Origin of the sequence: Pseudomonas sp. C6002, assembly GCF_013385805.1 — a bacterium.
Taxonomy (GTDB): domain Bacteria; phylum Pseudomonadota; class Gammaproteobacteria; order Pseudomonadales; family Pseudomonadaceae; genus Aquipseudomonas.
The window spans coordinates 105,539-117,500 of sequence record NZ_JACAPH010000034.1; the positions used below are offsets into that span (position 1 = coordinate 105,539).

An 11,962-nucleotide genomic window follows, 5' to 3' on the forward strand; every position below is an offset into this window, starting at 1 on the left:
GTCTTGATTCAACGCGCAAACTTGAGCTTGCCCCAACTCAGGCCAATCACAGCCGCCAGGGTCGAAGCGCTCAGCACACTCAGCTTGGCAGCCGACAGCAGCGTCGGATCGGAGAAGGCCAGCGACGAGATGAAGATCGACATGGTGAAACCAATTCCCGCCAGCAGGCCCACCAGGGCGACGCCGTTCCAGGTCACGCCCTCCGGCAGTTGGCAGATGTTCAGTTTGACCAGCACCACGCTCGCCAGCATCACGCCCAGCGGCTTGCCGAGCACCAGGGCCAGGATGACCCCCATGAACACGCCGTGGGGCAGTGGATCGTCCAGGTTGAACCCTTGCAGGCTCACTCCGGCGTTGGCCAGGGCAAACAGTGGCATGACGCCGAAGGCCACCCATGGGTGTAACCCGGCTTGAATCCGCTGCACCGGCGGCAACATTTCCCGTTGGGCCTGTCTCAATTGCTTCAATGGTTTGGCGACCTGATGGGCACTTTCTGACGGATGCGAAAGCCGGTCCATCAGCTCGTTAAATGTGCGCCCGATGGTGTCCAGAGGGCGTTCCCGAGTCGGTCTGGAAGTCACGGGCGTTATCAGGCCAAGCATTACGCCCGCGAGCGTCGGATGGACGCCGGTCTTGAGCAGCCCAAACCAGACAATCGCCCCCGGCAACAGGTACACCACCGCCTTGCCAATTCCCATCCGCTGAAAAACCAGCACCAGCGCCAGCCCGCAGGCCGCGATCACCAGGCCCATGTAGTCCAGGCTGGCGGTATAGAAAATCGCGATGATCAGGATGGCGACGATGTCATCAATGATCGCCAGCGCCAGCAGCAGGATGCGCACGCCGGCGGGGATGGATTTACCCAACAGCGCCAGCACGCCCACGGCAAATGCAATGTCGGTGGCAGTGGGCACTGCCCAGCCACTGGCCGCGACCGTGCCATGGTTGAGCAGGGTGTAAATCAGCGCCGGCATCAGCACGCCACCCAGTGCCGCGCCGAGGGGCAGGGTGGCCAGTTTCAGGTTGGCGAGTGCGCCGTCCCTGATCTCCTGGCGAATCTCGGCGCCCACCACCAGGAAGAAGATGGTCATCAGCCCATCGTTCACCAGGAAGTGCAACGAGCGCGAGACCGTGAAGTCTCCCAGCCCGATAGTGAGTGGGGTGTTCCAGAAGTGTTCGTAGGAATCTGCGACGGGGCTGTTGGCCCAGACCAGCGCGACGATCGCTGCCAGCAGCAACACGATACCGCTGACTGCTTCGATCCTTGAAAACCGCTCCAATGCGGACAGGGCGCCTTCGACCAGAACCTGGGGGCGCGGAATAGCAGGGTGTTTATCAGGCACGACAAGTCTCCATTGGCGGCCCGACCAATGCTTATCCTTTAACCTGCGCTGTGCCGTATGCAGCAGCGCACCCGGTGCGATCATAAGAGTTAAGAAACATCACGTCACGTTTCGTTTAAACATCGGTTAAACGCAGCGTCGCGATCAGCGCCAGTACGACCAACGCGGCGACCGCCCATGGAAACGATGTCACTCCCCACCCTTGCAACAACATGCCGCCGAGTAGTCCGCCACCGGCGATGCCCAGGTTCCACACCGTCACCAGCATCGACTGTGCGGCATCGGCTGAATCCCCGGCCGACTTGGCCAGCGCCGTTTGCAGCAATGCCGGCAAACCGCCAAACGCCAGCCCCCATAACGCCACCGTGGTGTAGATCACCGTCGCCGAGGTGATCCAGAGCGCCAGCGCCAGGGCCGACAGCGCGAACATTGCGCAGCTGATTACCAATAAGGCGCGCAGCCGCTGATCAATCAGCGCGCCGACGATCCAGATACCCAGCAGCGCCGCCAGGCCAAACACCAGCAGCACCTGGTCGATGTCCGCTGCAATCCCGGCAGGTACCAGGAACGGCGCGATATAGGTGTAGAGAATGTTATGAGCCAGTACGTAGGTGAAAGTCACAAACAGCACCGGACGAATCCCTGGCAGTGCCAGCACCTGGCGCAGCCCCAGGCGTTTTTCCGCCTGTTGCCCGGCAAAGTCCGGGACCTGCCAGCGCACCCAGGCCAGCAGCACAACCGTCAGGCCGGACATGATCGCGAAGCTCAGGCGCCAGCCCACCGTGGTGCCCAGGAATGTCCCGGCCGGTACACCCAGTGACAGCGCCAATGGCGCGCCGAGCATGGCCACGGCAATGGCCCTGCCTTGCAGGTGCGGCGCAACCATGCGGCTGGCATAACCGGCCAGCAGCGCCCAGAGCAATCCCGCGAACACCCCGGCGAAGAACCTGGCCACCAGGGTCAGCAGGTAATCGCTGGAAAACGCCGTCACACTGTTAACCAAGGCAAACCCGCCGATGGCAATCATCAGCAATGGCCGCCGGCGCCAGCCCCGGGTGGCGATGGTCAGGGGAATCGCGGCCAACAGCGAGCCCAGGGCGTACAGGGTCACCAACTGGCCCACCAACGCTTCGGACACCCCGAGGCCGGCGCCCATTTGCGGGAGCAAGCCTGCCGGCATGGCTTCGGTGAGGATGGTGATGAAGCCGGCGGTAGCTAATGCCAACAGGCCGCCCAGAGGCAGTCGTTCACGGCTCACCGTGGGGGTCGTGGAAGATAGGGCGCTGTCGCTCATGTTTTTTGGCTCCGGTTTTCAGACGAAAGGGCAGGGAGCCAGAGTAGGGTGCTGCACGGTGGAGAAAAACAGGCTAAGGTTCCGAACTTATCGGACGCCAATGTCCGCAATCCTCGGGAGCGAGACGATGGACAGCCTGGGCAGTATTTCAGTGTTTGTGCAGGTGGCCGAAACCCGCAGCTTTACCGAGGCCGGGCGCATGCTGGGGGTGTCGTCCTCGGCGATTGGCAAAAGCATCGCGCGCATCGAAGAGCGCCTGGGGGTGCGGCTGTTCCATCGCAGCACCCGCAGTATCACGTTGACCAGCGAGGGCGCGCTGTTTCTCGAACGCTCCCGGCGCATCCTGGCGGAAGTCGAAGCCGCAGAACAGGAACTGAGCCAGGCATCCGCCACCCCCAGAGGCAAGTTGCGCGTCAGCCTGCCGCAAGTGCGCGGCTTGTTGATGCCGGTACTGACGGATTTCATGCGCGCCTATCCCGAGATCGAGCTGGACGTGGACTTCTCCGACCGCATGGTGGATGTGATCGAGGAGGGTTTCGACGCGGTGATCCGCACCGGCAAACCCGAGGACTCACGCTTGATGGCGCGCCACATCGGGTATTACCGCCTGGTGCTGGTGGCGTCCCCGGAGTACCTGCGCCTGCACGGTACGCCGCGCCAGCCCCGGGATTTGAGCGACCACGCCTGCCTGCGCCACAAATTCTGCGCCACCGGCAAACTGGAAACCTGGCCTCTGCGCCCGGAGCCGGGCCTGCCGGAGCCGACCCTGCGTGCGCCGCTGGTCTCCACCACCATCGAATCACTGATGCACGTGGCCCATGAAGGCCTGGGGATTGCCTGCCTGCCAGACTTCATGGTCCGCGAATCGGTGGAGCAGGGCCGGCTGCAACGGGTGCTGGACTATTACCTGGAGCACAGCGGCAGCTTCTGGATGCTCTGGCCATCAAGTCGCCATGCCTCGGCGAAATTGCGCGTGTTTATCGACCATATGGGCGAGCGGCTTTTTCCTGCGGACACCGTCCCGTAAGGCTGTGACGTTTTACCGACAGGAATTCGCGCGCCGAGGCCACGTTCTGTTGCACAATACCGCCCTGACTGTTTTCCTCAGGATTTTCGATGTCGACATCATTTCACTTGCGTAGCCTCGGGTTGGCGCTGGTGCTGGCGGGCGCTGCGGGCTGCTCGTCACCCAAGACCGCTATTTATGAACATGAGAACTTCGACGACTCCGGCACGTTTTCCCGTGATTACCCGGTCAGTGACACGGCGGCCTGCGAAGCGGCGCGGCGTGCGCTGTTGAGCCAGGGTTACATCATCACCAGCAGCGATCCAAAGCTGGTGGCGGGTAACAAGAGCTTCCAGCAGACCGGCGAAACTCACCTGCAGATCAGCTTCAACGTGGTGTGTGCCGACGATGGCAGCGGCAATCATCACTCGACGATGTTCGCCAACGCCTTGCAGGATCGCTACGCCTTGAAGAAGGTCAACAACTCCGCCAGCCTCGGTGTGGGTGTGTTGGGTTCGGTGTCGATGCCGATTGGCTCCACCGACGACTCCATGGTCAAGGTGGCCAGCGAGACGGTGTCTGCGCCGAAGTTTTATGAGCGTTATTTCGCCCTGGTGGACGTTTTCCTGCCCCAGGAAGTGAAAAAGGCAGCGCATATTCCAGAGAAACCCAAGGCTGACCTGGGCATCCCGGAACCTAAGGCAGCTCCGGCAGCCGATAAGGCCGATAAGGTTGAAGCGCCGAAAGAAGTGCCAAAAGAAGCGCCGGCCACACCGGCAGCCCCAGTGACGCCGGCGGTAGTGCCAGCGGCATCGGAGCCGGTGGTACCACCGGCGGAACCTGCGCCGATTGCACCAAAGGAAGCCCCGGCACCTGCGCCAGAAGCCACCACTCCTGCGCTGCCGGCGCCGACCGAAGCGATTCCGCCTCTGCCGACGCCTGCGCAGTAACTACACCGCTACGGGGTTGGCCTTGTCGACGTTGATCCCGTAGCGGCTGATCGCCTCCGCCACCCTGGCGCGGCTGATCAGGCCGTCATCCGCCAGCGCCTTCAAGGCCGCCAGGGCAATGAAATACCGGTCCACCTCGAAGAACTCGCGCAAGGTTTCGCGGGTATCCGATTGCCCGAAGCCATCGGTGCCCAGCGCCACAAAGCGCCGGCCCGGTACAAACGGGCGAATCTGATCGGCAAAGATTTTCATGTAGTCGGTGGCGACCACCACGGGCCCGGGCTGGCCCTCAAGGCACTGCTCGACATAGCTGGTACGCGGTTCGCTTTCAGGATGCAGCAGGTTCCAGCGCTCCACGGCATGGCCTTCCCGGCGCAGCTCGGTCAGGCTGGTGACACTCCACACATCGCTGGCCACGGCAAAATCATCGCGCAGCAGGTCCGCGGCGGCGATGACTTCCCGCAGGATCGAACCGCTGCCCATCAGCTGTACCCGTGGTTGCGTGGTGTCTTCAGCCGCCTTCAACCGATACATGCCCTTGAGAATCCCGCCCTCGACGCCTTCGGGCATCGCCGGGTGCGGGTAGTTTTCGTTGAGCAGGGTGATGTAGTAGTAGATGTCCTCTTGCTCGACGTACATCCGGCGCATGCCTTCGCGAATGATCACCGCCAGCTCGAAGGCAAACGTCGGATCGTAGGAAATGCAACACGGGATCACCGACGACAGCACATGGCTGTGGCCATCGTCATGCTGCAGGCCTTCGCCCATCAGCGTGGTGCGCCCGGCCGTCGCCCCCAGCAGGAAGCCCCGCGCTCGTGCATCACCTGCGGCCCAGGCCAGGTCGCCGACCCGCTGGAAGCCGAACATCGAATAGAAAATGTAGAACGGCACGGTCATCAAGCCGTGGTTGGCGTAGGACGTACTCGCGGCAATCCACGAGGAAATGGCGCCGGATTCATTCAGGCCTTCCTGCATGATCTGTCCGTCCTTGCTTTCCTTGTAGTAGGAAAGCTGACCGGCATCCTGTGGGGTGTAGAGCTGGCCGACCGCGGAGTGAATGCCGATCTGGCGGAACAGGCTTTCCATGCCAAAGGTGCGGGACTCGTCCGGCACGATGGGCACGATCAGTTTGCCCAGGTTCGGGTCCTTGAGCAGGGTGCCGAGGATGCGCACAAAGGCCATGGTGGTGGAGATCGCGCGTTCGCCGGTGTCCTTGAGCTGGGTGGCGAAGGCATCCAGTTCCGGGATCTTCAGCGACTCGACCGCGCTATGGCGAGCCGGCACGTAGCCACCCAGTGACTGGCGGCGGGCGGCGAAATAGCGGGCCTCTTCGCTGTCGGCGGCCGGTTTGAGATACGGGATTTCAGCCAGTTGGTCGTCGGCCACTTCCAGCCCGAAGCGATCGCGGAAGGCTTTGACGGCTTCAGCGCCCATCTTTTTCAACTGGTGGTTGATGTTCTGGCCTTCGCCGGCCTCGCCCATGCCGAAGCCCTTGACGGTTTTCGCCAGGATCACCGTCGGCTGGCCGCTGTGACGCACGGCGGCGGCATAGGCGTTGTAGACCTTGTCCGGGTCATGGCCGCCCCGTGAGAGTTTCCAGATGTCGTCGTCGGACATGTCTGCCACCAGCGCCAGCAACTCCGGGTATTTGCCGAAGAAGTGTTCCCGCACGTAGGCGCCGTTTTGTGATTTGTAGTTTTGATAGTCGCCGTCCACGCACTCCATCATGCGCTGGCGCAGCAAGCCGCTTTTATCCTTTTCCAGCAGCGCATCCCAGCCGCCGCCCCAGATTACCTTGATCACGTTCCAGCCGGCGGCGCGGTACAGGCTTTCGAATTCCTGGATCACCTTGGCATTGCCGCGCACCGGCCCATCCAGGCGTTGCAGGTTGCAGTTGACCACGAAGATCAGGTTGTCGAGCTTCTCGCGCCCGGCCAGGGAAATGGCTGCCAGGGATTCCGGCTGATCCATCTCGCCATCACCGAGGAACGCCCACACCTTGCGGCCCTGGTGCTGCTTGAGGTCGCGGAACTCCAGGTAGCGCATGAAGCGCGCCTGATACGCGGCGGTAATCGGTCCGAGGCCCATGGAAACCGTAGGAAACTGCCAGAAGTCCGGCATCAGGCGAGGGTGCGGATAGGATGACAAACCGTCGCCACCGGCTTCCCGGCGGAAGTTGTCCAGCTGGGCTTCGCTGATCCGGCCTTCGAGGTACGCCCGCCCGTAAATGCCCGGCGCGGAGTGGCCCTGGATGTACACCAGGTCGCCATCGAAGCTTTCAGTTCGGCCACGGAAGAAATGGTCGAAGCCTACGTCATACAGCACCGCAGCCGACGCATAGGTTGCGATATGCCCGCCCACGCCGGAATGTTTGCCCGCGCGCAGCACCATGGCCATGGCGTTCCAGCGAATAAACGCATTCAGCCGGCGCTCGGTGGCCAGGTTGCCGGGGTAGGGCAACTGGCGGTCTACCGGGATGGTGTTGACGTACGGGGTGGTCACCCGCCCGTAGAAGTCGCCATGCCGCGCCACGTCGAAATCCAGCAACTGATCAATCAGGTAATGCGCGCGCGGGCGGCCTTCGGTGGACAGCACCGATTCGATGGACTCCAGCCATTCGCGGGTTTCCTGTGGATCGTCGTCGAGGCGTACTGCAGTGTTCGGGGTCATGTCAGGCTCCAGGGTGGACGGGTTTCAGCGTGTGGGCTCCTTGTGGGAGCTTTGCGAATGTAGTTGCAATTGCAACTACATGGCTGAATCTAGCGCGGGATGAGCTACTATTGCAACCTTCTTGAAATTCCCCGGATGGTGTTGCATGTCGTCGAAAGAGCCTGATGTCTGGTTCCGTTTTGTTCGGGCCCACAGGACGGTCATCCGTGAAATCGAACGGCGCCTGGCCGATGCCGGTCTGCCGCCGTATGCCTGGTACGACGCTTTGTGGGGCCTGGAAAGTGGCCCCGATGGCACCCGGCGCATGCACGAATTGGCCGATGTGCTGGCCATCGAACGCTACAACCTGACGCGTCTGGTCGACCGCCTGGAAAAGGACGGCCTGGTGGTGCGTTCGCGCTCCGACGGTGACGGGCGTGCTGCCTTTGTCTCGATCACCGACGCGGGCCGGGTATTGCGTAAAAAGATGTGGAAAATCTACGAAAGCAGCGTGGATGAATTGTTTTTGTCGCAGCTCGACAGCGAGCAACGCCGGGGTTTTGCCGAGGCGTTGGAACGCACTGCAGGGCTGGCGATGGAGGCGGGTGTGCAGACCCGTGGGCGGCGTAAGACCTGAAGCAAATATTCCAGGCGACGCGGATTCCGTGTGGGAGCGGGCTTGCTTGCGAAAGCGGTGTGTCAGCAACAGTAATATCAACAGGCACACCGTCTTCGCGAGCAAGCCCGCTCCCACATTTGATCTGCGATGGATTGCAGATCGTCATTTCAGGTGATATCGATTCAGGGCGGTCTCCACCTGTTCTGCTTCGATCCAGCCGTCATCCGCCAACGCCTTCAATGCCAGCACCGCTACCCAATATCGACTGGGTGCAGACGTTTCCACGGAGCCCGCACCCAACGCCACAAACCGCGCATCCACATGCCCCGCCAATTGATCGACGATCGGCTGCGGATACCCGGTGACCGCGACCACCGGCGCGCCATCCCCAGCCAGGCAATCCCTTAGATGACAACTGCGCTTCGGTTCCAACGGGTGCAGGCGGTTCCAGCGTTGCGCCGCATTCGCTTCGCGGGCCAGCCGTGTATAGCTGGGGCAACTCCACAGTTGCGCCTCGACGTTCCAATCCGTCTCGAGCAACTGCGCGGCGTGCACGACTTCTTCAAACGCTCGACCCGCACCCAGCAACCGCACCCTCAATTCACTGGTGTATGAGCGCCGGACCCGGTACATGCCCCTGAGCGCATGCTCACTATCCTGCGGGCTCAGCCCTGGCCCTTCGTGTTGATCGTGCAGTGCCAGGTAGTAGAACCCCGGCTCGCCGTCGACATACAGCGCCTGCAAACCCGCCAGCACAATCGCCCGGGCTTCCTCGCCGGAGGCCGGGTCATAAGGTGTGCAGTGAGGATTGCTGGCCAGCCATTAGGGCAGTGAAGGGGAGGGCTGGGTTGCATTGTCGTTGCACAGGATGCCCCGCTGACGGGTCTCGCCGGACAGCGCGCGCAACTGCGCCGATGACGCGGCCGTGTGCAGGTACAGCATGGGTTTTTCCCCGGTATTGCGCGCGAACCAGGTGGGCCAGCTCACCACTCGGCGTGAGCGCGACTGGCCGCGAATCACCCACGCCTGCCGGCTGGACTCCAGGGTGTTGGCCATGGTCATCACGCTATACAGGGGCGAGCAGCGGGGCTGCTGCGTTGCATTCAGGGCGTCGATGCAGATCAGGGCAGAGCGTTCGGTGCTGGCAGTCATGAGCAGGGTCGCTTGGCAACGGGTGCCCATACCCTAAAGGAATTTGGCTTACGATTGCAATTGCAATGATTGCAGTTGCATCTAAAATTCATCCGGCTAAATCAAGGCAATCCTGCTACGTTTAATCCTGAAGTGCAGGAACGTCATGCCACGGACATTTTTTCGTCATGACGGCACTTTAGGCTGGTTGTGCAGGTCACTAAGCAACCCCTTTTCATAAAACAAGGAGTCAACCATGGACGATTACCAAGAAGAATTGCTCGAGTACCACGCCTTTGAACTGGATCCGCTGGATCCGGCCGATGATGCCACCGAGCTGTAAGACAGACGTCAGGCGGAATGCCGCTGACTGCGGCGAAATTCCCCTGGGGTCTGGCTGTTCCAGCGCTTGAACGCCCGTTGAAAGGCTTCCGCTGAAGCAAAACCGAGCAAATAGGCAATTTCACCGAACGCCAGTTCGGTATCGCGAATGTAGGTCATGGCCAGGTCGCGGCGAGTGTCGTTGAGAATCGCCCGGAACTGAGTCCCTTCTTCCGCCAGCTTGCGCCGCAGGGTCCAGGTCGGCAGTTTCAAGCGTGACGCCACTTCTTCCAGGTCGGGTTCCCGGCCACCATTGAGCATCGGCCCGAGCAAGCGGGTAATGCGCTCGCGCAGGCTGCGGGTGCGCGTCAACTGCTCCAGTTCCCGTTCGCACAACTGCACCAGTAATTGCCAGGTACTCGGGCAGTGTTCCGGGTTGCGCAGGGCCAGGGTTTGCTGGCTAAGGCGCAACTGATTGTGCTCGGCGCCAAACTGGATCGGGCAGTCCCCCAGCACGCTGTAGCGCTCGCTGTAGTCCGGTGCTTCGAATTCGATTTCGATGCGTTGCGCCTGCACCGGTTGCAGGCTCAGGCTCGACAACTGATGCAGCCACCCGGCGATGATCGAATCCACCACAAAGCGGTTGTAGGCGTTGTAGGGGCTGATGGAATAGAAGCGCAACCAGGCGCCATCCGTGTCCTCGTGAAAGCTCGACTGGCCGCGATAGTTGGAGCCGTACAAGGCTTCGAAGCGCGTCAGGGTACGGGCGGCTTCGCGCACGGTGGGCGCCTGGGCGGCGGTGACCCCGGCGAGCCCGGCCTGGCTCAGGCGGCTGAGCTGGCCCATGCGCAGGCCCAGGCTGGCGTCGCCGGTCAACTGGATGGCCGCAAAGCCCAGGCGCATATAGCGCGGGATCGACAAGCGTGCACCCGCCTCGGCCAGGCGTGCCGGGTCAAGGCCGTATTGCAGCAGCAACGGTTGCGGGTCCAGGCCATGGCTGTGGATCGCATCGGCCAAGGTGTGGACGAAGCCCACCGACAAATCCCCAAGCCGCACCGGCTTCATTGAGTTACAGCCACACGTTCAGCAGGCGCGCGCCACGGGCATTGCCGTCGGCGAACACCTGGCCGTTGCTGCTGAGGAAGCTTTGCCCGGCGCTGCCCATGTCAAAGAACTGCCCGCGCAGGAACACGCTCATGCCGGCGGTGGCCTGGCTGATGGGTTGCTGGCTGATCAGGGTCAGGCGGTGCCAGGCTTCGCCTTCGCTGAGCTCTTCGGGCTTGAGGCTGATCTCGGCTGGCGTCGACACGCTTTTGAAGCCGCGCCACGGCTTGTCCCAGGTCTCGCGGCCAATCACGAAGGCCGGCACCGCCACCAACTGGGCGCCTTGCTCGTTGAGCTTGCGGTAGTTGTCCGGGTACCAGCTGTCGCTGCCGATCAGGATGCCCAGGCGCCCGGCCGGGGTATCGACCACGCTGACGCTGTTTTCATCGCCCGGCTCAATAAAGCCGCGCTCGTCAAAAATCGGATACAGCTGGCGTTGCGGCTGGCCCAGCGGCAAGCCATCGCGGTCGAAGACCACACTGGTGTTGTACAGCGCGCCATGGCCAATCTGCAGCTGGCCCTGGTTGACGCTCGGGTTGGGCAGGGCAATGGAGCCGGCCACCAGGGTCACGCCGAATTCCTTGGCCAGGCCACCGAACAGCACTTGATAGTCGCGGGCCATGGCCGGGGCCTTCATACGCAGGTAGGCGTCGTCGATGCGGTCGTCACCCTTGGCGCTGATCAAGGCCCGCAGGAACAGCAGCGGGTTGCTCGCCGACAACCAGTTCATCGCTTCCTTGAGGTTGGTGGCCTGGTACAGCTCGTTCTTTTCGCCGCTGACCATCAGCCAGGTGCCGATATGTTCCGGCAGTACCACGATGGTCTTGTCGTTGATCAGGCCTTGGTCACGGGCGTTTTGCAGATAGGCCGCCAGCTTGAGGTGCAGGCGTTCCAGGCTCTGGTAGTCGGCGGGGAACAGTTCCGGCTGGATGCCCAGCAGGTTGCCGCGGTCGGCGGGCACGCCCTGGTCGACGGCCAGGTTGATCCGCAGGTCGGACAGGTAATGGCCCACGGGGCGCTCCTGGGTCCAGACCAGATAGGCGGAAACGGCGGCGACCAGGGCCATGATGAGGGTGAAGCCAAGAAGTTTACGCATGGGGCAAATGACAACGGACCGTGTGCTGGGTTTGCATTTTCTCTCAAATTTCTGGGCTGGGTACGAAAAACCGTGGTTTGGCACGAAAATCTCAAAAGCCTTGAGTGCGTGTTTTCGCCGCGGCCCTGATCTTTCCAGGGTCGACAGTAACGGGTTGTGACCACAGGTGCACGCGCGCTGGTCAATGCCGTGGGATGTTACTCGTGCGCGCACCAGCTTCTGGCAGATTGTTACTTTGTGCCTCAATACCGTGCGCAAGTTCCTCGCCAAGGTTGATTCGCGCGATGGGTTCGCGGAGGGCTGGCCGCGCAACTCAGGTGTTTCAGCGCCTTACAGGCCTCTCTGTTCAACGACGCGTCGAGTTGGCAACAACCTTGCATATGCTTGTATGTACAAGTAAAGATGTGTGCGTAAGAGTCCATGAACTTCCTCTTCGCACCCATCAATGT

At 61.9% G+C, this 11,962-nt stretch carries 8 protein-coding genes and 1 pseudogene; 3 read left to right on the forward strand and 6 right to left on the reverse strand.

Features of this window, described 5'->3' with window-relative positions; genetic code table 11:
* Nucleotides 1-8 precede the first annotated feature (8 nt).
* Complete coding sequence (gene nhaA, locus HX817_RS25735; RefSeq protein ID WP_177041583.1) at nt 9-1,343, reverse strand: Na+/H+ antiporter NhaA; 1,335 nt, start codon at nt 1,341-1,343, stop codon at nt 9-11.
* A gap of 115 nt (nt 1,344-1,458) precedes the next feature.
* Entirely contained in the window at nt 1,459-2,637 is a 1,179-nt protein-coding gene (locus HX817_RS25740) for an MFS transporter (protein WP_177041585.1), read from the reverse strand.
* A 127-nt stretch (nt 2,638-2,764) separates the two neighbouring features.
* On the opposite strand from HX817_RS25740, the gene HX817_RS25745 reads away from it, so the two are divergent.
* Both HX817_RS25745 and HX817_RS25750 read left to right on the forward strand, forming a co-directional pair.
* Complete coding sequence (locus HX817_RS25745; protein ID WP_177041587.1) at nt 2,765-3,664, forward strand: LysR family transcriptional regulator; 900 nt, start codon at nt 2,765-2,767, stop codon at nt 3,662-3,664.
* Between the two features lie 89 nt (nt 3,665-3,753).
* Nucleotides 3,754-4,593: a DUF2242 domain-containing protein gene (locus HX817_RS25750; RefSeq protein WP_003207865.1), complete on the forward strand. Its 840-nt coding sequence runs from the start codon at nt 3,754-3,756 to the stop codon at nt 4,591-4,593.
* Here HX817_RS25750 and aceE read toward each other — a convergent pair whose 3' ends face one another.
* Nucleotides 4,594-7,263 carry a pyruvate dehydrogenase (acetyl-transferring), homodimeric type gene (gene aceE, locus HX817_RS25755; RefSeq protein WP_177041589.1) on the reverse strand — a complete coding sequence of 890 codons (2,670 nt, stop codon included), beginning with the start codon at nt 7,261-7,263 and terminating at the stop codon, nt 4,594-4,596.
* 145 nt (nt 7,264-7,408) lie between these two features.
* Here aceE and HX817_RS25760 point away from each other — a divergent pair, with 145 nt between their 5' ends.
* Nucleotides 7,409-7,879: a MarR family winged helix-turn-helix transcriptional regulator gene (locus HX817_RS25760; RefSeq protein WP_008431958.1), complete on the forward strand. Its 471-nt coding sequence runs from the start codon at nt 7,409-7,411 to the stop codon at nt 7,877-7,879.
* Between the two features lie 144 nt (nt 7,880-8,023).
* On the opposite strand, the pseudogene HX817_RS25765 reads toward HX817_RS25760, so the two are convergent.
* The 3 genes and pseudogenes from HX817_RS25765 to HX817_RS25775 all read right to left on the reverse strand — a co-directional run bounded on the left by HX817_RS25765 (nt 8,024) and on the right by HX817_RS25775 (nt 11,513).
* Nucleotides 8,024-9,043, reverse strand: a pseudogene (locus HX817_RS25765) (pyruvate dehydrogenase).
* A gap of 300 nt (nt 9,044-9,343) precedes the next feature.
* Complete coding sequence (locus HX817_RS25770; protein WP_177021050.1) at nt 9,344-10,378, reverse strand: AraC family transcriptional regulator; 1,035 nt, start codon at nt 10,376-10,378, stop codon at nt 9,344-9,346.
* Between the two features lie 4 nt (nt 10,379-10,382).
* Nucleotides 10,383-11,513 (reverse strand): carbon-nitrogen hydrolase family protein, encoded by a 1,131-nt coding sequence (locus HX817_RS25775; protein ID WP_008431963.1) that lies wholly within the window; start codon nt 11,511-11,513, stop codon nt 10,383-10,385.
* Nucleotides 11,514-11,962 lie beyond the last annotated feature (449 nt).

Bases quoted from the DNA above. Each gene is read 5' to 3' on its own strand.
- HX817_RS25775 (WP_008431963.1), bottom strand. From the start codon at position 11,513: ATGCGTAAACTTCTTGGCTTCACCCTCATCATGGCCCTGGTCGCCGCC.
- HX817_RS25770 (WP_177021050.1), bottom strand. From the start codon at position 10,378: ATGAAGCCGGTGCGGCTTGGGGATTTGTCGGTGGGCTTCGTCCACACC.
- HX817_RS25745 (WP_177041587.1), top strand. From the start codon at position 2,765: ATGGACAGCCTGGGCAGTATTTCAGTGTTTGTGCAGGTGGCCGAAACC.
- HX817_RS25740 (WP_177041585.1), bottom strand. From the start codon at position 2,637: ATGAGCGACAGCGCCCTATCTTCCACGACCCCCACGGTGAGCCGTGAA.
- HX817_RS25760 (WP_008431958.1), top strand. From the start codon at position 7,409: ATGTCGTCGAAAGAGCCTGATGTCTGGTTCCGTTTTGTTCGGGCCCAC.
- HX817_RS25750 (WP_003207865.1), top strand. From the start codon at position 3,754: ATGTCGACATCATTTCACTTGCGTAGCCTCGGGTTGGCGCTGGTGCTG.
- aceE (WP_177041589.1), bottom strand. From the start codon at position 7,263: ATGACCCCGAACACTGCAGTACGCCTCGACGACGATCCACAGGAAACC.